The sequence below is a fragment of the Stenotrophomonas maltophilia complex sp. Om-AH-Sm3 genome (genome assembly GCF_059337855.1).
Map to the genome: position 1 here is coordinate 183,150 of NZ_JBYBLQ010000002.1, position 18,866 is coordinate 202,015.

General features: G+C 62.8%; 22 protein-coding genes. 10 read left to right on the top strand and 12 right to left on the bottom strand.

Annotation, left to right across the window (positions count from 1 at the left end; genetic code table 11):
- Positions 1–93 precede the first annotated feature (93 nt).
- The 3 genes from AC10QF_RS03525 to AC10QF_RS03535 are packed head-to-tail and all read left to right on the top strand — an operon-like array spanning position 94 to position 2,359.
- Positions 94–384 (top strand): PepSY domain-containing protein, encoded by a 291-nt coding sequence (locus tag AC10QF_RS03525; RefSeq protein ID WP_049403791.1) that lies wholly within the window; start codon positions 94–96, stop codon positions 382–384.
- Positions 384–1,043: a response regulator transcription factor gene (locus tag AC10QF_RS03530; protein WP_049440493.1), complete on the top strand. Its 660-nt coding sequence runs from the start codon at positions 384–386 to the stop codon at positions 1,041–1,043. The genes AC10QF_RS03525 and AC10QF_RS03530 overlap by 1 nt, the downstream gene beginning before the upstream one ends.
- Positions 1,040–2,359, top strand: coding sequence for a sensor histidine kinase (locus AC10QF_RS03535; protein ID WP_111175844.1), 1,320 nt, complete (start codon positions 1,040–1,042; stop codon positions 2,357–2,359). Before AC10QF_RS03530 ends, AC10QF_RS03535 begins: the two co-directional genes overlap by 4 nt.
- A gap of 132 nt (positions 2,360–2,491) precedes the next feature.
- Here AC10QF_RS03535 and AC10QF_RS03540 read toward each other — a convergent pair whose 3' ends face one another.
- A complete protein-coding gene (locus AC10QF_RS03540; protein ID WP_005411369.1) occupies positions 2,492–2,812 on the bottom strand; it encodes a DUF6122 family protein in 321 nt (106 codons plus the stop codon).
- Between the two features lie 37 nt (positions 2,813–2,849).
- Positions 2,850–4,739 carry an arginine decarboxylase gene (gene speA / locus AC10QF_RS03545; protein ID WP_061480252.1) on the bottom strand — a complete coding sequence of 630 codons (1,890 nt, stop codon included), beginning with the start codon at positions 4,737–4,739 and terminating at the stop codon, positions 2,850–2,852.
- A 191-nt stretch (positions 4,740–4,930) separates the two neighbouring features.
- On the opposite strand from speA, the gene speE reads away from it, so the two are divergent.
- Positions 4,931–5,782 (top strand): polyamine aminopropyltransferase, encoded by an 852-nt coding sequence (speE, locus tag AC10QF_RS03550; RefSeq protein ID WP_005411371.1) that lies wholly within the window; start codon positions 4,931–4,933, stop codon positions 5,780–5,782.
- A 118-nt stretch (positions 5,783–5,900) separates the two neighbouring features.
- Here speE and AC10QF_RS03555 read toward each other — a convergent pair whose 3' ends face one another.
- Complete coding sequence (locus tag AC10QF_RS03555; protein ID WP_175421911.1) at positions 5,901–6,806, bottom strand: aspartyl/asparaginyl beta-hydroxylase domain-containing protein; 906 nt, start codon at positions 6,804–6,806, stop codon at positions 5,901–5,903.
- A gap of 436 nt (positions 6,807–7,242) precedes the next feature.
- Between AC10QF_RS03555 and AC10QF_RS03560 the strand changes: the two genes are divergently transcribed.
- A complete protein-coding gene (locus AC10QF_RS03560) occupies positions 7,243–7,902 on the top strand; it encodes an RIO1 family regulatory kinase/ATPase domain-containing protein (RefSeq protein WP_005419978.1) in 660 nt (219 codons plus the stop codon).
- 117 nt (positions 7,903–8,019) lie between these two features.
- Positions 8,020–8,667, top strand: coding sequence for a hypothetical protein (locus tag AC10QF_RS03565; RefSeq protein WP_240431559.1), 648 nt, complete (start codon positions 8,020–8,022; stop codon positions 8,665–8,667).
- 167 nt (positions 8,668–8,834) lie between these two features.
- On the opposite strand, the gene AC10QF_RS03570 is transcribed toward AC10QF_RS03565, so the two are convergent.
- Positions 8,835–9,173 (bottom strand): P-II family nitrogen regulator, encoded by a 339-nt coding sequence (locus tag AC10QF_RS03570; RefSeq protein ID WP_005411374.1) that lies wholly within the window; start codon positions 9,171–9,173, stop codon positions 8,835–8,837.
- Positions 9,174–9,326: 153 nt separating this feature from the next.
- Here AC10QF_RS03570 and ubiK point away from each other — a divergent pair, with 153 nt between their 5' ends.
- Both ubiK and arr read left to right on the top strand, forming a co-directional pair.
- Positions 9,327–9,578: a ubiquinone biosynthesis accessory factor UbiK gene (ubiK, locus tag AC10QF_RS03575; RefSeq protein WP_005419983.1), complete on the top strand. Its 252-nt coding sequence runs from the start codon at positions 9,327–9,329 to the stop codon at positions 9,576–9,578.
- A gap of 128 nt (positions 9,579–9,706) precedes the next feature.
- Entirely contained in the window at positions 9,707–10,141 is a 435-nt protein-coding gene (arr, locus tag AC10QF_RS03580) for an NAD(+)--rifampin ADP-ribosyltransferase (RefSeq protein WP_494541743.1), read from the top strand.
- 4 nt (positions 10,142–10,145) lie between these two features.
- On the opposite strand, the gene AC10QF_RS03585 is transcribed toward arr, so the two are convergent.
- The 5 genes from AC10QF_RS03585 to AC10QF_RS03605 form a co-directional block, all read right to left on the bottom strand.
- Positions 10,146–10,580, bottom strand: a complete 435-nt coding sequence (locus AC10QF_RS03585) for a DUF4279 domain-containing protein (RefSeq protein WP_494541744.1) — start codon at positions 10,578–10,580, stop codon at positions 10,146–10,148.
- Positions 10,581–10,848: 268 nt separating this feature from the next.
- Positions 10,849–11,313 (bottom strand): hypothetical protein, encoded by a 465-nt coding sequence (locus AC10QF_RS03590; protein WP_164262924.1) that lies wholly within the window; start codon positions 11,311–11,313, stop codon positions 10,849–10,851.
- 1,277 nt (positions 11,314–12,590) lie between these two features.
- Positions 12,591–13,877, bottom strand: a complete 1,287-nt coding sequence (locus AC10QF_RS03595; RefSeq protein ID WP_494541745.1) for a hypothetical protein — start codon at positions 13,875–13,877, stop codon at positions 12,591–12,593.
- Between the two features lie 577 nt (positions 13,878–14,454).
- Positions 14,455–14,820: a hypothetical protein gene (locus AC10QF_RS03600; RefSeq protein ID WP_494541746.1), complete on the bottom strand. Its 366-nt coding sequence runs from the start codon at positions 14,818–14,820 to the stop codon at positions 14,455–14,457.
- Positions 14,821–14,874: 54 nt separating this feature from the next.
- On the bottom strand, positions 14,875–15,477 hold the full coding sequence (locus tag AC10QF_RS03605; RefSeq protein ID WP_494541819.1) for a DUF998 domain-containing protein: 603 nt from the start codon (positions 15,475–15,477) through the stop codon (positions 14,875–14,877).
- Between the two features lie 646 nt (positions 15,478–16,123).
- On the opposite strand from AC10QF_RS03605, the gene AC10QF_RS03610 reads away from it, so the two are divergent.
- Both AC10QF_RS03610 and AC10QF_RS03615 read left to right on the top strand, forming a co-directional pair.
- Positions 16,124–16,480, top strand: a complete 357-nt coding sequence (locus tag AC10QF_RS03610; protein WP_329847074.1) for a hypothetical protein — start codon at positions 16,124–16,126, stop codon at positions 16,478–16,480.
- A 45-nt stretch (positions 16,481–16,525) separates the two neighbouring features.
- On the top strand, positions 16,526–17,056 hold the full coding sequence (locus AC10QF_RS03615) for a cold-shock protein (protein WP_494541747.1): 531 nt from the start codon (positions 16,526–16,528) through the stop codon (positions 17,054–17,056).
- A gap of 52 nt (positions 17,057–17,108) precedes the next feature.
- Here AC10QF_RS03615 and AC10QF_RS03620 read toward each other — a convergent pair whose 3' ends face one another.
- The 3 genes from AC10QF_RS03620 to AC10QF_RS03630 all read right to left on the bottom strand — a co-directional run bounded on the left by AC10QF_RS03620 (position 17,109) and on the right by AC10QF_RS03630 (position 18,828).
- Positions 17,109–17,681 (bottom strand): hypothetical protein, encoded by a 573-nt coding sequence (locus AC10QF_RS03620; RefSeq protein ID WP_222523823.1) that lies wholly within the window; start codon positions 17,679–17,681, stop codon positions 17,109–17,111.
- Between the two features lie 69 nt (positions 17,682–17,750).
- Complete coding sequence (locus AC10QF_RS03625; protein ID WP_494541748.1) at positions 17,751–18,137, bottom strand: Imm10 family immunity protein; 387 nt, start codon at positions 18,135–18,137, stop codon at positions 17,751–17,753.
- 76 nt (positions 18,138–18,213) lie between these two features.
- Positions 18,214–18,828 carry a hypothetical protein gene (locus AC10QF_RS03630; RefSeq protein ID WP_494541749.1) on the bottom strand — a complete coding sequence of 205 codons (615 nt, stop codon included), beginning with the start codon at positions 18,826–18,828 and terminating at the stop codon, positions 18,214–18,216.
- Between the last annotated feature and the right edge of the window lie 38 nt (positions 18,829–18,866).

Sequence of the window (18,866 nt, forward strand, 5' to 3'; positions counted from 1 at the left end):
CCCGGTTAACAGCGCCTTAGCCGTGGCTGTTAGCCGGCTGTTAGTCATCCCCGCCACACTCGCGCCTGTACCCCTCTCTCTTTCCTTACCCGCATGCTCGCCACCCTGCCCCTGCTGCTGGCCCTGGCCAACGCCCCGACCGCCGCCGCGCCCCTGCAGGACCCGGCGCAGCAGGTCGCGCGTCGCGCCGTGCAGCAGGGCCGCTACGTGCCGCTGGAAAGCGTGGTGCGCGATGCACTCAAGCGCTACCCCGGCCAGCTGCTGGAAGTGGAGCTGGACGACGGCGTCTACGAAGTGGAGATCCTGCGCGGCGACGGCGTAGTAGTGGAGCTGGACTATGATGCGCGCAGCGGAAAGCTGCTGAAGACGGAGCTCGACGACTGATGCGCATCCTGTTGGCCGAAGACGATGCCGCGCTGGCACAGCGCCTGGTGCCCCTGCTGGAACAGGCCGGTTATGTGGTGGCGGTGGTCGCTGACGGCCGCGAGGCCGAAGAAATTGGCCAGATCGAAGACCTGCAGGCCGCCATCGTCGACCTCGGCCTGCCCGGGCTGGATGGCCTGAGCGTGATCGAGCGCTGGCGCGGCAATGGCCGCAGCTTTCCGGTGCTGGTGCTGACCGCGCGCGGGCGCTGGCACGACAAGCTGGCTGGCTTCGATGCCGGTGCCGACGACTACCTGACCAAACCGTTCCAGGCCGACGAACTGGTGCTGCGGCTGCGCGCCTTGATCCGCCGCAGCCACGGCCACGCAAGCCCCCGCCTGCACTGCGGCCCGCTGCAGCTGGACGTCAACGCCGGCCGCTTTGAGCTGGATGGGCAGGCGCTGCCGCTCAGTCCGCAGGAGTTCCGGCTGCTCAGCTACTTCATCCATCACAGCGGCCAGGTGATCGGCCGTGATCGCCTCGGCGAACAGGTGTTCGACGGTGGCCACGACCCGGACTCCAACGCACTGGACGTGCTGCTCGGACGCGTGCGCCGCAAGCTCGGCATCGACCTGATCCAGACCGTGCGCGGCCAGGGCTGGCGGCTGGCCGCGCCGTGAGCCGGCAATCATCGCTGCGACGGCGCCTGCTGCTGGCCGGCGGCGTCGGCCTGCTGCTGGTCTCGCTGCTGGCCAGCGCGCTGCTGGGCGAGCTGTTCAAGCGCAGTGCGCGTGACCGCCTCGACCACGAACTGCAGCAGGACATGCTGACCCTGCTGGCGCAGGCCGAAGTGGATGCGGACGGACAGCTGCGCCTGCGCCAGGAACCCAATGACGCACGCTTCCAGCGCGTGTTCTCCGGTGCCTACTGGCAGATCGCCGGGGCCGATGGCCGCGTGTTGCTGCAGTCGCGCTCGCTGTGGGATGAAACCCTGCCGGCGCCGGTTGCCGGGCCGGCCACCCGCAACCTGGCCGGGCCGCTGCAGCAATCCCTGCGCGCACGCGTGCAGCAGGTGCGCCTGCCACGCGCCAGCGAACCGTTCGTAGCCGTGGTCGCCACCGATCGCAGCACACTGGATGCGGATGTCGCCGCGTTCCGCAACCGCACCGCCATCGCCCTGGGCGTACTGGTTGCGGCGTGGCTGGCGGTGCTGGCCAGCCAGGTGCACTTCGGCCTGCGCCCACTGCATCGCCTCGGTGCGCAGCTGGAACGGGTACGCCGCGGTGATGTGCAGCGCATCGACACGCAGGAGCTGGGCGCGGAGGTCGCACCGCTGGGGGAAGAACTCAATGCACTGCTGGACCACCAGCAACGCATGGTCGCGCGTGCGCGCACCAGTGCACAGGATCTGGCGCATGCGCTGAAAACCCCGCTGAGCGTGCTGGCCACCGAAGCTGACGGCGATGGCGCGGACTGGCGGGCGACCGTGCGCGAGCAGAGTGCGCGCATGCAGGCCAGTGTCGACCGTTACCTGGCTGCAGGACTGGCCGCCGACCATCGCCAGCGCACCGACGTGGCGGCCGTCGCACAGGCGATGTGCCGGCTGATGGCACGCGTGCATGGCGAACGTGGCATCGCGTTCACGGCGGCGGGCATCGACCCGACGCTGCAGTTCGCCGGTGCCAGTGCGGACTTGGAAGAGATGCTGGGCAACCTGCTGGACAATGCCGGGCGCTGGGCACAGCGGCAGGTCCAGGTCAGCGCGGAAGCCGACGACGGCCAGTTGCGCATTGAGGTCCGCGACGACGGCCCCGGCCTGGCCGCGGACGCCCTGCAACGGGTCACCCAGCGTGGCGTGCGGCTGGATGAGCGCGTGGGCAGCAGTGGATTGGGGCTGGCGATCGTCGGAGATATCGCCGCCAGTTATGGCGGACGCGTGGCGCTGGAGAATGTACAGCCGGGCCTGCGCGCGACGTTGTGGCTGCCGGTGGGGTGAAACGACCAACCTGACGGTGGGTAGTGCCGGCCGCTGGCCGGCAACCACGTGGTCACCGGGAACACCCTGCGGAAACCGGCCAGCGGCCGGCTCTACCAAGCGCCAATCCGACCGGTCGCCGTGCAGCAAGCATCAACGGTGGTGCATCCACCAGCAATCAATTGCGTCCAGCACGATGTGGATGATCAGACCGATGCCGAACAACCGCGTTTTCTTCGGCACGCACAGCCCGGCATAGACCGCAATGGCCGGTGCGGTGTGCAGCGGATGGAAACCAATGCTGCAGCGGTTCGGTGCATAGATCGGGTCGGCCAGCAGATGGTCCAGGTCGATGATCCAGCCCAGCAGCATCAACAACCACGCCGAGGCGAAGCGCTTGCGCCAGAACAGCCATGCCAGCAGGGCTGGCACGGCGGCATGCAGGAACAGGTGGAAGATCGCGCGCGCGCTCATCGGCAACAGTGGCACCGGGCGGGCCCGGTGCCGTCCATCACACCAGCGGTTCGTCAGACAGGTAGGTGTAACCGGTCAAGCCGGCTTCCAGCGCGTCCGACAGTTCCTGCGCGCGTTCCGGCGACAGCTGCGCTGCAGCCACGCGCTGCGCATAGGTCGCCCGCAGTTCGTCCAGGCGGTAACCCACGTAGTCCAGCATCACGTCGGTGGTATCGCCACGGCGCTGCTGGGTAATGGCATAGCCATCGGCATCGGCCAGCACTTCCACCGCGTCGGTATCGCCGAACAGGTTGTGGATGTCGCCCAGGATTTCCTGGTAGGCACCGACCATGAAGAAACCGATGCGATAGCTCTCGCCCGGCTTCATCTTGTGCAGCGGCAGCGAGCTGTCCAGGCTCTCGTTCTCGACATAGGTTTCCACCATGCCATCCGAGTCGCAGGTCATGTCGGCGATGATGCCGCGGCGGTCCGGGGTTTCATCCAGCCGCTCGATCGGCACGATCGGGAACACCTGGTCGATCGCCCACACGTCCGGGATCGATTCGAACACGCTGAAGTTGACGAAATACTTGTCGACCAGGCGCTCGTTCAGTTCGTCCAGCACCGGGCGATGGCTCTTCTCGTCATAGCTCAGGCGCGCACGCACGCCATGGGCGATGGCATAGAACAGGTCGTCGATGCGCGCACGCTGCGGCAGGTCGATCTGGCCCAGCGCGTAGCTGGCCAGGCCTTCGGCATGGAAATGCTGGGCTTCCTGGAACAGTTCCACCGCGGGGCGCACGTCCAGCTCGTCATGGATCTCGCGCAGGTGGCGAATCGCCGCCGGCTCGTCGTCGTGCTGGTCCGGCACGCGGCCTTCCTGCGCCTCTTCCACTTCCGAGACGTTGGCGATCAGCACCGCGTGGTGCGCGGTCATCGCGCGGCCGCACTCGGTGACGATGCGCGGTGGGGTCAGGCCGAACTCTTCGCAGGCATTGGCCAGCGGCTGCACGATGTTGCTGGCGTAGGAATGCAGGCCGTAGTTGATCGAGCAGAAGCTGCGCGAACGGGTGCCTTCATAATCCACGCCCAGGCCACCGCCCACGTCGACGTGGGTGATCTTCGCGCCCAGGCGCGACAGCTCCACGAAGTAGCGGGTGGCTTCGCGCATGCCGTTGGCGATGTCGCGCACGTTGGAGATCTGCGAGCCCATGTGGAAGTGCAGCAGGTTCAGGCAGTCGGCGTACTCGGTGTCACGCAGCGACTTCCACAGGTCCAGCAGCTGGCGCGGCGACAGGCCGAACTTGGCCTTGTCGCCACCGCTGTTCTGCCACTTGCCGGCGCCCAGCGAGGCCAGGCGCATGCGCACGCCCAGGCCCGGCTTCACGTCCAGCGCCTTGGACTCTTCCAGCACCAGCTTCAGCTCGGACGGCTTCTCGATGACGATGAAGGTCTGCAGGCCCAGCTTGCGGCCGATCAGGGCCAGGCGGATGTACTCGCGGTCCTTGTAGCCGTTGCAGACGATCAGCCCGCCCGGGCGCGACAGCGCCAGCACGGCCATCAGCTCGGGCTTGCTGCCCGCTTCCAGGCCGAAGCCCTCGCCGTGGTGGCTGGCCAGGGTGCCGGCCACGCCGCGGGTCTGGTTGACCTTGATCGGGTACACGGCGGTGTAGCCGCCGCTGTACTCCCAGTCCTGCTGGGCCTGGGCGAAGGCCGCCTGCAGCTTGCCCAGGCGCTGGCCGAGGATGTCCGGGAAGCGCACCAGCAGCGGCAGCTTGGCGCCCGCCGCGCGCGCCGCATCGACCACCTTGGGCAGCGACACCACCGGGCCGTCCGCCCCGGTCGGTCTCACCACCATGTGCCCGGCCTGATCCACGTCGAAGTAACCGTCCGCCCAATGCGGGATCGAGTAGGTCTTGCGGGCTTGGTCGAGGGACCAATCGGTCATTTCAGTCGGCCTTGTTGGCAATAAAAGGGGGGGCATGATAACGCCTATGTGCCCACAGGTTCGTTATCATGCGCGCCCGCGCCCGTGACAGGTTCCAACCTGAACGGGCCGATCCGTCCGGATGTGGCATCTGTGCCACGCGGCCCCGCCCGCCAGCCCGGCTCCACCCCTCCGAACAGGACCGTTTTCCAATGACTGACAGCAACAACTGGTACATCGAACACTTCGAGCGCACCGGCTCGGCCATCGGCTACCGCATCACCGGCAAGCTGGACGAGGTGCAGTCGCCGTTCCAGAAGATCGAGATCTTCCAGACCACCGACTGGGGCAACCTGATGACCATCGACGGGGCCATCATGCTGACCAGCAAGGACAACTTCTTCTACCACGAGATGATCAGCCACCCGGTGCTGTTCACCCACGCCGCGCCCAAGCGCGTGGTGATCATCGGTGGCGGCGACTGCGGCACCCTGCGCGAAGTGCTCAAGCACACCGGCGTTGAGAGCGTGACCCAGTGCGATATCGACGAGCAGGTCACCGTGATGGCGCGCAAGCACTTCCCGGAACTGTGCGACTCCAACGACGACGCCCGCGCCGAGCTGCTGTTCGACGACGGCGTGGCCTACATGGCCAACTGCCCGGCCGGCAGCGTGGACGTGGTGATCGTGGACTCGACCGACCCGGTCGGCCCGGGTGAAGGCCTGTTCAACAAGGCCTTCTACGAGAGCTGCTTCAAGGCCCTGAAGGACGACGGCATCCTGGTGCAGCAGTCCGAGTCGCCGCTGATGCAGCTGGAGCTGATCAACGAAATGCGCACCGAGATGGGCAAGGCCGGCTTCGGTTCGTTCAAGACCCTGCCGTTCCCGCAGCCGTGCTACCCCACCGGCTGGTGGAGCGTGACCATGGCGCGCAAGGGCGACAGCAGCTTCGACTTCCGCCAGGCTGACTCGGCCGCCAAGACCTTCAACACCCTGTACTACACCGCCGCGCTGCACACCGGCGTGCTGGTGACCCCGCCGTTCGTGCAGGCTGCATTGAAGTAAGGCGTGCCGACCGACGGTCGGCACCCACCAAGGCAAAAGAAAAACCCGCGCTGGCGACAACGCGGGTTTTTTCATGTTCCGGTAGTGCCGGCCGCTGGCCGGCAACCTCATGTAACGATCAAAGCGCCCAGATACCGGCGATCACCGCCACCACCAGGCCCCACTTGATCAGCTGGTAGGCCACCACGCTGCGCTCGCGCAGTGCCTTGGCCTTCAGGCGCACCTTGTAGACGCTGCCGAATGCCTTGTTGACGCCACCGGTCGGGTCACCCGGCAGGTTCGGCGAGGCGCCGCCGGCCAGCAGCGTGGCCGCCACCGCGCGGTTGAACAGCCCCGGCAAGCCGAAGCGCAGCGGGCGGGCGATGTCGCAGAACAGGATCACGCGGTCCTGCTGCGTCTCGTTGTGTGCATGGTGGATGTAGGTCTCGTCGAACATCATCCACTCGCCGTCGCGCCAGCTCTTCTTGATGCCGTCCACTTCGATGTAGCAGGCATCGTCGTTGGGCGTGCTCAGGCCCAGGTGCAGGCGCAGCGAGCCGGCGAACGGGTCGCGGTGCGGGCGCAGCTCACTGCCCGGCGGCAGCTGCGCGAACATTGCCGCACGCACATCCGGGATCGACTCGATCAGCGCCGTGGTCTTCGGGCACAGCGTCTTCGCCGACGGGTGCGACGGGCCGTACCACTTCAGGTAGAAGCGCTTCCAGCCACGACGGAAGAACGAATTGAAGCCGGCATCGTTGAACGTGCTGGAGGCGGCGATCTTCTGCGCGTCGCGCAGCGCCAGCGCCTCGTCGCGGATCATCTGCCAGTTCTGGCGCAGCGGCTCCAGCTGCGGGAACTCCTTGCCCGGGTCCAGGAACGGCGTGGTCGGCACCTTCGAGAACAGGTACATGACCACGTTGATCGGGGCCATGAAACTGGAGTGGTCCAGCAGCTGGCGCGACCAGCGCGCGCGGACCTTGCCACGGAAGTGGATGTACAGCACGCAGGCCACGAACAGCGCTGCAATGACGATTTTGATGATCAAAGCACTTTCCTCCAGCCGCGGCCGGAACGGGAAACGGGGCGATGCACGGCCAGGCGGCCAGCACCGATGGGGAACGCGGCAGGGGACGGGGACGTGCCGGAGGGGGGCGGCCGCCGATGTCGCGGGTTAACAGCTTATGGTCGGCAGGCCGTGCGCCGGGGTCAAGTTGCCCGTGCGCCGCGTTCAGCCGGTTGTGGACGAGGCGCAGGGCTGAGCGCGCAAGCGGTTGATACTAAAGGCCAACCGGAATAAGTGAGACAGAATTGTCCGATTCTGCGCGACGAACTGTTCCAGCCACGGCCCCGACATTTCTCCGACAAGTCGTGGAATAGCGAACTGGCGAGTACTAAAATTAACGAAAACTTAGTAACTTCCTGTAACACCGGTTCGCTTGACGCTTTGCGCCACCCACCGGGTCGTCCGAGACCCCGACATGCATCTTCCTGCCCTGCCCCCCTCCTCCTGCGGCGATGACGCCGCCTCCCCGCTGCTGCTCAAGCGCGGCGAGCGTTTCCTGGCCCCCGACGTCTACCGCACCTGCCTGGACGGGCGCGAGGCGGTCATCAAGGACTATTCCCGCTACCGCGGCACTCCCGTTTCGCTGATCGCGCGACTGATGGTGCGCCGGGAAGCCCGCATGCTGCAGCGCCTCGGCGGCTGGAAGCATGCCCCCGCGCTGCTCGGCACCCTCGGTGGCCTGGCACTGGGCATGGAGTTCATCCCGGGCCAGACCCTGAGCACCGCGCAGGCCGTGGGCAATGAAGTGTTCGAGCAGCTGCAGCACGCGCTCAGCCGCCTGCACGCCGCCGGCATCACCCACAACGACCTGCATGGCACCAACGTGGTGGTCAGCGGCGGCGTGCCGGTGCTGCTGGACTTCACCTCCGCCTGGCGCGCCCCGCGCTGGCTGCGCCGCAATCCACTGAGCCGGCAGATGCGCCGCAGCGACATGAAGAACCTGCTGAAGATCCGCCAGCGCGTAACCGGCCAGGCTCCGAGTGCCGCGCAGGCTGCGCTGGTGGCCGACCCGGGCTGGGTGGCCGCGGTGCGGCAGGGCTGGAAGCGGTTCTACAAGTGGGCGAAGCGCCGGTAAGCGCTGTTCGCCCTGCATTGCTTGCGCGACTTCTGTTTGCCCCTGCATTTGCCCCGGGCCACACGCCCGATGTGCTCTGCGATACTCGTCGGCACGCCACTCGCAAGGACGCTGGGGATGCCGACACCTGAACACACCCACCTGCTGACTGCAGCCGCAAGATCCATACTGCGCCCCTTGGGCTGCGTGCAGAAAGGCCGTTCGCGCACTTGGCTTGACGACCAGGGCTGGTGGGTCGGGGTGGTCGAATTCCAGCCTTCGGCATGGGACAGGGGCAGCTATCTCAATGTCGGCGCCTGCTGGCTCTGGGAAGAAAAGGACTACCTGTCCTTCGATGAGGGCGGCCGCGTCGCCGGATTCGAGCGCTTCACCGATGCCGTGAGCTTTGCCTCGGTCGCGCAGGCACTGGCCAAGCAGGCCGCAGCCGAGGTACTGGCCCTGCGTGATCGCTTTCCCACCCCGGGGCACGTGCGTACATTAATGAGCCGTCACCCCAATCCGGGCATCCGCGAACACATCCATGCCGGCATCACCGCCGGGCTGGCGGGCGCTTACGACGAGGGTCGCAGGCACTTCGCACTGGCCGCTACGGAGACCCACCCAGCGCCATGGGTCGATGTGCTGAAGCAACGCTGTGCCGAACTCATGCCGCTGCTGCAACCTGATGGCGGCTTCGAGGCAGAGATCGCCGCCATCGTGACGCGCACCCGCCGTGCGCTCGGTCTGCCGGAGTGGCGGTCGTCACCCCTCATTCCGCCGGGCTGATCACACCGGGAGGGCTCTTCATCGCATACGGGTGTTCGCGCCGCCCGATCCCGGCTGTAGACTCGAGCTTGCTCGACTCAACAACAAAGGGGTCAAGCATCCCGTCGCCCAGACTGCGCAGCGGTCCAGCCCCCCCCCGCGCTGCAGTCGGCCGCCCCCACCCCTACTTACAACGCGTCCGCGTCCAGTTCACCGGTACGAATACGCACCACGCTGCCCAGGTCGTACACGAACACCTTGCCGTCACCGATCTTGCCGGTGCCGGCGGCCTTCACGATGGCCTCAACCACCGCCTCCACCTGGTCATCGGTCACCGCCACTTCCAGCTTCACCTTCGGCAGGAAATCGACCACATACTCCGCGCCGCGGTACAGCTCGGTATGGCCCTTCTGGCGACCAAAGCCCTTCACTTCCGTCACCGTGATCCCGGTAACCCCACGCTCGGCCAGCGCTTCGCGCACGTCGTCGAGCTTGAACGGCTTGATCACCGCCATGACCATCTTCATCGTCTATCTCCTGTCTTCCGGCGTGGAGGATAGCGCCTGAACGCTGCCCGTGCGAAGCCGCTGCGGCCTGTCCGGGCAGTGGGTGCCAGCAGTATCCTTGTGCCCGAATGGCCTGCCCGCGCCGGATGCACGGCCCCCCCCACGGAGCACCTCATGATCGACCTGAATCAAATCGATGACCTCGCCCGTCGCCTCAGCGACCTGGTGCCCCCGGGCCTGCGCGAATCGCGCGAGGAACTGCAGGCCACCTTCAAGAGCGCACTGCAGGCCGGCCTGGCCAAGCTGGACCTGGTCACCCGCGAAGAGTTCGAAGTGCAGCGCGCCGTGCTGCTGAAGACCCGACAGAAGCTGGACGCACTGGAAACCGCCGTGCGCGAGCTGGAAGGGCGCGGCGCCGCAGAATGAAAAAAAAGGAGGCGCACCGCGCCTCCCGTTTACAGATTATTTCCCGGATGGGGCCTTGCAGCAAGGCCCACCGGGCGCCCTAGACTCGCCGGCCTGTCGATCCGGCAGCACAGAGAGGGGCAGCAGCGATGGCGCAGGACACCGATTGGACACCCATTTCGCATGACACCTGCGACCAGGTCGCAGGGCCGTTCTATCACGGCACCCGCGCTGATCTGGCGGTGGGCGAGCTGCTGAGTGCGGGCTTCCGCTCCAACTATCGCGACAGCGTGGTGATGAACCACATCTACTTCACCACCATTGCCAAGGGCGCTGGGCTGGCTGCGGAGATGGCCCGCGGTGAGGGGCGGCCGCGCGTGTATGTGGTGGAGCCGACCGGGCCGTTTGAGGACGATCCGAATGTGACCAACAAGAAGTTTCCCGGGAACCCGACGCGGTCGTATCGGAGTACGCAGCCGTTGCGGATTGTGGGGGAGATTGTGGAGTGGGAGCTGTATGACGCGGAGTTCGTCCGGCAGTTGAAGGCGTTTGTTGCTTCGGGGAGTGGGGAGATCATCAATTGATGACCTACTGGCGTTGGGCGTTGCACACCTCTTCATCGGCTTCATAGATGTCCAGCCCGAGCTCAATGCCGCGCTCACCCAAGGCGAGCAGCGCGCGAGGCGAAAGCGAGACACCACCGTTGCTGCTGCCCATGAAAAGACCGCAGAACAGATCAGGTCGGAAGCGTGCCAGAGACTGCCATACGGCGAGATCGCCGGTGAGCTGATCGAGGATTTCGAAGATCTGAGCGTCCAGATCTTCAGGCTCACGACGCTCCGCATCAAGTTGCCAGCTGCCAGTCCTGGCGATACGCACGGTGCCTGATGGGTTGCCTCTGAGTTCCTGGCCCTTGTGATGCGCGGCGGTTGGATTCGCGCCCAGCAAAGCAGTGATCTCGGCTGGATTGAGGTCATCCCCGAAGAGCCGGAGGGCTACCAGGGAGTGATGGAATATGGTCATTGGATTTCAGTTGCGTGCGTTCTGCTCTGTCAGCTTTCGGCCAGTAGCGAACGTTCAACGCCTGACTTAAGCCGTTCCGCGAAGCGGCATCGGCTTGAACAAATTGTTAGATCTGCGGCCTCGAATTCTCCGCGAGCAATTCGTCAAGTCGGGTGCAGGAGTCGCCTGCGTACTTCTTACGTCGCGTGGGTTCATGAGGCTCCGATTGTGCGCCCTAACGCTGGAGTTAAGCGGCTGCCCATATGGGTCGTCCGCCTTGAACGAACTGTTAGGTGCGTGTGCGACGTTGCACCGAGATCTGTTGGGTGATGCGGCGATTGATCTTGCGCTTCCATTCAAGCTGTTTTTCCGACAGCTTCCGCTTGAGGCGCGTACTGACCAAGAATTCATATTCAGTGTCATAGATGTACCCCATCTTGCGCCCATGCTCGATGACGTCGAGGTTAGCGTTGGCATACGGGTCTTTTGCGATGCGTTTCAGGCCATCGAACAGGTTGCCCGTATCAATGCCAATAAAGCGATTGATGCAAACGTTGCCAACGTAAGTCGACTTGCCTGTGATGCGATTTGTTATGTAGCAATGCTCTTTTATTTCTTGGCCGCAAGGGCAGTGATCGAACTCTTCCGTGATCTCCACACTCACCAAGTCCCACTCGGTGCGAGCTACCTCGAATAAGCCCGAGCGTGACAGCGGAAGTATGTGGGCTTTCAGCCTTTCGAAGTTATGTTCCACAGTGGCCTCCGGCACGGGCCTAACGCCTGAGTTGAGCCAACCGGCGAAGCCGGTTCGGCTTGAATGAATTGTTAGGCCTCAACGCCCCTCCGGAAAACGATTTGCAGCGAACCAGGCGAAATCAGACTTGGTGCCCGATGACTGGCGCTGGTGGGACTGCTCATGCGGACGCTGAAGCCGTGTTGAGCAAGAATGCCAAGCTCCCGAATCGACTCAACACGAACGTAGTCCTGCTCGAACCGACTCATGCTCGCTACGTACTTACCATCCTCATGCAGGTGCGGAGTGAGAACAGCGCCCGGCTCGTTGCCGCGCGACACGGTATAAGATATGGCCGTTGCTTCTGACACTTTGCGATCCCCTGTGATTGAGTCCTAACGCCAGAATTAAGCCGAGCCGCGAAGCGGATTCGGTTTGAATGACCTGTTAGGGCACGCACCGAGCAAGCCCAGCGCATGGTAGTAGGACGCCCCCTCCCGTTCGGCTTGGACTGCTGTGCAGCCGATACTGAAAAGTGACTGGAGTAATGGGCCACGAAGTGACCCAGCAGGAACTACTTTACGTCTGTCCGGACCCAGAGCAGTACGAAGAACATCTTGCGTTACACGGTGGGTAACATTGGCGATGCGAACCTGGTGAGCCTCCGGCGCTAGAGCAACAAGGGCCAAGAGGACCCTCTCCGTGAATCGTTGTCCTCTGGTGATGCATGCTCTCTCAATATTCTCTAGCTGGATCACGCACCGCGAAGAATTCAGCCAGCCCCTGATGTAAGGAAGGCTACGTTCTTGCGGCTCAGCGAGAGACGCCGAATAGTCAAGGGTTGAGAGCCTGACAGAAACGTGAAAGTCATCGCGGCCAAGCGAGAATGTCGATGCGCACCTCGACACAATCACTTCAACTTCCCGCTCGTTACCAGCAACTTCAGCTCGAAAGGTTCCGATTGACCGTTCACTTTGCACAGCGGCCCAACCACCTAGTAGACGGACCCTTGGGTCCGATTATACGACTTACGCACAAAGCACCGTATGGGGGACTTCTCCCTTGATACGGCGTGATCTTGGGGTGCCTGAGTCCGATTAACAAGCCAACGTAAACCGGACCCAGCGGTAGGCTCGACGACCGCAGCAAGCAGGGGTGCAAATGCCCGCTTTGGGTCGAAAGCGGAGAATAGCACAGGGCCAAGCGCCGGCGCAGTACTGATGTCTGCTTCCGGCCAGAAGCGGGAATCGTCGAGAATTGCAATCAACCAGTTGCAAATCAGAGTTGAACTCACTGGATCAGGGCGGGATGTCATCAGCGAACCCGCCAAGCCCTGAATCATTGAGTAAAGTGACGAAATCTCCTAGCTCTCGCACGCCTTTTGTCTTCTTGTGGAGCGCGTTGAGAAGACCGGGAAAATCAAAGCTCCCGACGATCTCCTCATTGGCTGCCGACCCTGTGATTATTCGCTGCGCATGCTCAACGGAGAGCTCAGATGCATATACTGTAAGTAATCGACCAGTTTTATTTGCCTCTGAGAAAGAGCGGGATCGCAGGTAGATGTCAATGAGGCGATCGGCCACTGAAGCAGGTATGTCAAACCAAAAGACGTTCTCGATCTCGTCGACGGTCGATCTCGCAATTCGCTTCTTTGCTTCTTTGGCAAAGGCATCGAAGGACAGGGCGTTCTCAATGACGTCGAACTTATCAGAGGGAAGTTCTCTGATGAAGCTTAATACCCGCTGTGAGACGTCAGCTTCTACGAGACTCCACGCCTCATTGCAAATCGAGAAGAATTCGACGACAACTCTTAGTTTGGTGTCGTCGAGCTGCCGGATCACGGGCGAGCAGTGTGCTCGGACAGCTTCATTCCATTGTTGATGATGTAAGTTGCGTACCGCCTTTAGCGCGGATGAGTAGCGCGATTTTTCAGGGTAGTCAGCTTCGCCGATCAGATAATCCTTAATAAGCACGGCCACGAAGTTGCGTGTAAGCGAATCACGAGGCCTGCGCATGGCGCCGTTAGCCAGCCACGCTTGTGCTTCGTCTACCTTCCTTGGAAACAGCTGCGACCTAACATCGGTTAGCAGCCGGTCCAGGGCATATTTCCCCTGCGCTGGAGGGTGCATAAGAAGCACCGTTACAGCGTTTCTGATATGTAAGCGTGCGAGTTCTCCAGGAGGAGAGTAGGCTTCCCCGTCCGCGACGAACGAGGGATGAGCGCAACGGTTTCTGTCGTCGTAGAGCCGCGTGAGGTCTATGTATTCTAGGTTGTTCACGAGCTCGAAGGGCGACTTTGCTTTGTTGAGGAGGTCCTTTTCGAACCGCATAGCTGCGGTCACGTCGCCGTTGGCCCTGATTCGCTCAAGGGCTTCCGCTTCTTTTCCCGCAGCAGCATCGCCGGCGATGGCAAGCTCGTGAAACTTTTGCATGATGTCAAAGCAGACTGCGATCCATGTTGAGACGATAGCCGCTCGAAATGCCCCAGCTCTGTAGCTGGACACTGCTTCCCGAATGTAGTTGCGTGCACGCTCATTTCTGCACTGGAGCACTAGCTCGTCCAAGTCATAAAGCGGCGAGGTCATTGGCGCTTCCGTCGTCTGAAAGCCCTAGTATCGGGCGTGTCTGCGAATTCGCCAAAGACTGCGATAGCTTTGGTCGAAATGCTACGTCTAATCAGTGACTTAGAACCGTTATTCGGGCTTCGGGTTTCGTCTAGGAGTAATGGGGGGCTCAACCTTACGCCGTCAACCCGGACGGACAGCGACAGGAAGTCGGGAGGCCAGAAGCCGCAGAGAGCCGGCCGACGCATCTTCCCAAAGGGTGTTGTATTAGAAGCCCTCCCGACGCAGAGCATCAAGTCGGTTGCACCGTAGGACCTGAGACACAGAAGACCCACCGATTGACGGAGGTGGGTACCGCCCTCTGAGGAGTTTCTAGGCTCCATGATTAGGATGCCGTTACTGAATTTTGGTGGTATCAATCGTTGGCAGGGCGAAATCCCGATTGGCGAGGGAAGCAATCAGTCCCAGATTTCAACCTTCAGCGTCTGCGAGAACGATGGCGGAGAATCGGGGCTGCTTTCGGCCAAGAGCGGACCCTCGCAATGCCTCGAACCGGCCCACGAATCTGCGTGGTATAGAACGAATATCGGGCCGAACCCTACTTGAACATCTCCAACAGATCCTTGTCTTCATGCCGCTGCTCCCACGTGGAGAGAAAACAAAAGCTCACACCACTTCGCATGGCAGTCTTCTGGAACCCGGCCAGTTCTTCCTTCGTGACCGGGTACTCAACCGGATCAAAGTGCAGAATCCCCCACGGCTTGACGAGAGAGAACCCAGGCATGAGTTCCGAGAAGATCGCCTTGAGCAGGGGCCGGATATTCGAAAAGTCATTGATCGGACCCGCGCGATTGCCAAGGGCGTGACACTGGCGGCGGATGGTCCTGTCTCCACCGACCAGGCGCGCAATAAAATGGTCCTGGTGCACTTGGACGTAGATCAGCTGGCGGCGAAAAATTCTCATCTTGCTCTCAACTCCGCACGCTCAATCATCGCCCAAGTGCAACATACCCTTCCATCAATGCGCCGGCTCCGCCTTCAGCGCGCTTGAATCCCTTCGCAGCAGATACAGCGCAACCAGGAACGGCCACAGCGAGTTGATCGACGAGAACACGCGCTGGGTCAGCCCCCTGAACCCCTCCGGATCCGCCCCCACCACGTTCAACCAGAGATAGACGATGCCCCCGATGCTCACCACAGCGGTCACGGCGTACGCCCTTCGGTTGGCAGACCACGCGCTCAATTCGATGTGCGACATCGCCGGTGCAATGATGTTTGCGATACCGATGGTGTAGAAGCCGTGCATCGGATGGCCCATGGGCCAGAGCCCGTTGGTCAGCATGGAAATGCCAAAGACCAACCAGCAGATTGCGCCTACGGCAATCCGGCGGCCGGACTCCCGCCATACCCCGATGGAGAACGCCACGAAGCCCATACCGGAGCCGATAGCCGCGATCCTGCCGCAGATGCTTGCAAGCGTTGGCGCCTGCAGCAACTCGCTGGCGTGCTGTGCAAGTGGGTTGTAGCCCGGCGCGAACACGGCGGCAACGCTGGTCCAGAACAGGAACCACGGAAGCGGGATCAGACCCGCGCAGAGAAGCAGTCGGCTGCGGCGTGACACGTACAGTGGTCCTTGTTTGGCCTGCGCCAGTGGGTGGAATCCAGTCGAACGCTGCAGAACCTTGCTGCTGTCGGCAGGACCGCCTTGATTGACTACAGCGGTAGTCAGATTGCGCGCGGCACTCGGTAGGTTCAATAGGCAGGAAGTCATTTAAACCATCCAGCCGGTGTCGCAGCGGTTCGGTTGCATGAGCGATCACGCATGTCCCATGGACGAGTGCTGTCGCATTTGCCGCGCCTGGCATCTCTGGCCGAAGGTTCTGCCGACTCCGTTCCAGAAGTGCAGTTCCGCTTGGCACGCCAAGGCTCTCGCCGCTTCCGGTGCTATGCGACAATGCCAAAAACGTCTCGGGTTTTGGCGGCATTGACCCCTACCCGTTGGCATTCCGAACAACAGCAGGTAATCGTTACTGCGCCACCGTGCATCGGTGGTCGGGACTCGAAAACCCGGATTGCTAGACGTAAGTTTGCGCTTGACAGCCGGCATCACCTCGCGTGGTGCCGGCTGGCAATCCGTCTGCCGGCTATGGCGGGCGGGGCGTGGGGGCCTCGTGCCCGCCGGCTTTGTCTAGCAACCGGTTTTCGAGCCACGCTCTGCCCGCCACCTTTATCGGTGGCGGCTTCCGCCTGCTTGCACGGAGCCCGCCATGACCACGCCGCACTCCCCTCCCCCGCGCCCGATCCAGGAAGCGCCGCCACCCGCGCCCGCGCTGGACCCCAACAGCCTCATCGCCATCCTGCACGCCATCGGCGCGGGCGCTGCGGCCGATGGCCAACCCTGGCCCGAGCGGCACCATCTACGCAGCCGGCAGATGCAGTTGTCCGACGCCGACTGCGCACTCACCGGCCAACGCATCGTGCAGGAGATCCTGCTGGCGGCCGAGCGCACGCGCCAGAACGGTGAGCCGGAGCAGTACGTCGGCGACCGGGTGATGGAGGGGCTGGTGATGGCCGATCTGGCGCTGACCGCCTTCATCCACGAGCGGATGCGCCCCAAGGACTGAGCGCGCTTATGGCGCTGACCTTTCTGCCTGTGTGCGGGGTGACGAATGAAGAAGCACGGCCTTGCCGCTGCGGCGGTGTGCGTCGCGGTGATCGGAGCGATGTGGGTGGAGTGGCCCGAGCCCGCGGGCGATCAGGTGTGGGCCTACCAGAAGCTGCAGCCGGCCGATTACCGCCTGCTGCACAGTGATGCGCGCGGCTTCGTGAGCGCGAAAGCCCACGAGGGATTTGAACTGCACGCGCGCCATGCCAGCGCAACATCCTTCGAGATCCGATGCAAGGGCGTGCTGGTGATGGAGGTGGAGAACGCGCCCTCGCGCGTGCTGATCCGCATGCCCGCCGATGCACGCTGGCGGGCGCCGGACATCGAACGTCTGCGCATCAGCTTCGAGCGCTGGCTGGATCTGCACCAGAGCCAGGGACGGTCGCTGGTGGAAAGCGCGGGGCCTTCGTGGGTTGAGGCACGGTTTGGGCGCTTCAATGGGCTGGTGCTGGATGAGCAACGGTGTCTGCTTGGGGCGCCCGGCATCCGCCAGCCCGATCCCACCAACGACTTCAACGCTGAAGTGCCTTCGTAGGCTGACGCTCACAGTTGCGCTGCGCCTGCACCGCAAGGGGCACGGCAACCGGTCAGGGGCCGAACCCAAGTGCCATTGCAACCACTTTTCCGTCCCGAACGTAGAAGCATATGTTCGATCCGCTTTCCGAGAATCCACAGGTGCGCTCGACCTTGAAGCTGCCCAGCGTTGCCTGCTCTGTGTCCCTCTGACCATACCCGCCTGCTGCGCTGGCGGCCTTGGGCGCCGGGTCACCCATGGCAACGCCTTTCAGCTTCACGCCGCGCAAGCTCTCGGTCCTGCCTGCAGCGGGTTGCCCCGCGCTGATCGATGAAACGCGGATTTCATCGATGGTTCGGAATTCCGGAGCGATGTCAGGGTTGGAGGTGATCAGCACCTCCAAGCGGGTAGCGGGATCCAGGTACCTGCGCCGTATCAGTCCTGCGGCGTCCACGACCATCTCGCCACGACCATAGCGGCGCAGGACATCCCGCTCGCTGTAGACATGGGGCATGAACCCACCATCTCGGAAGGCTTTCGATACAAAGTCCACACGTGGACCTCCTGCGGGAAAGCCTGCAGCTGCAGGCAACATACCCAGCGCAATCAAGATGAGTCTGCGTGTCTTCATGACAACTTCGTCCATCCATCTGCAGGAATGATCACGGGACATTCGTGACTCATGCACGGATAGCCCACTGGCTCCAGAGGCGTATCACCATTTCAGATCAAGCGGAATACTCTCCGCAGCACAGATTTTCCGCAACGCGGCCTCCAGCTTGCTGCCGTTGTCCAACGTTTTCAGTGTCACTGCAATCCCACCAGTGATCCCAAGCTTCCTCTGTGCACTTTCGGAGAGAGACAGCTCAAGCTCCATGCGCCGCAGAGAGATATGCACCAGACCGCCATAGCAAGGCTCAAGGCCTCCACCGACCTCGATATGGGCGTGCGCCATGCCCAGCTCTTCGTCCTGATCGTCGTACGCCTTCGCGTTCTGCAATATCACGTAACGAGACGGATTCGTTGAGCTGTCGGCCAGGCCAACTACGATGCAGTAGTCATCTTCCTCTATGGAAACGACTTCGGCCTTGAATCTGTACATTCCCTGGGTACTCCTGACATGTGGAAAACTCGATTTCTACTCCGCCGCTGTCCTGGTGCCGCTCTCAGGTTGCCCGTCATTGACCATCCGATCGGTATTGCAGTCGCTCCAGCCGCCGCATTCGCTTTACTTCCTTGCCTATCACAGGGTCGGATCGCAGCTCGTTCAGCAGCATCTTCGCCTTGGGGTTACGGGACTTCTTCAGGGCGAGCAGCAGTAGCACACGCTTGAAGCCAGCGCTGGGATCACTCGCCAGCCTGATGACATCATCAATGACGGTGTCGTCGGCTGCAGCGGACAGGACGCCAGCGGTCAGATAGTCGATCTGTGGCGGTAGCTCCAGCGTGTCACTTTCATACATTTCAACCAAGTGCGGCCACCACGTTCGCGCGCCGGGTGTGGCCAGGGCACGCAGAATTCCCTCGCGAACGCGCTCTGGATACGGGATCGGTGCATGCGCGAGAAGCACACGCAGGACCGCATCGTTGTCACCCTTCCAGCCCACAAGATCCCATACGGAATCGACGTTCATTCCGGCCCCGCGAAGCTCCCGGACCAGTCCGGCCTCCGCTTCCGCGAGGATCCCGGCGGCTTTCATTCGTTGCGACTCTCTTTCCTGCTCCCGCCGTACGAACTCCGGATCGGACATCAGTGAGTCCATCAACTGCGAGGCGGTGATACGTTCGCTCATGCGTTGGTCTCTCAAAGGAAACAAGGCCCAGCAGACGA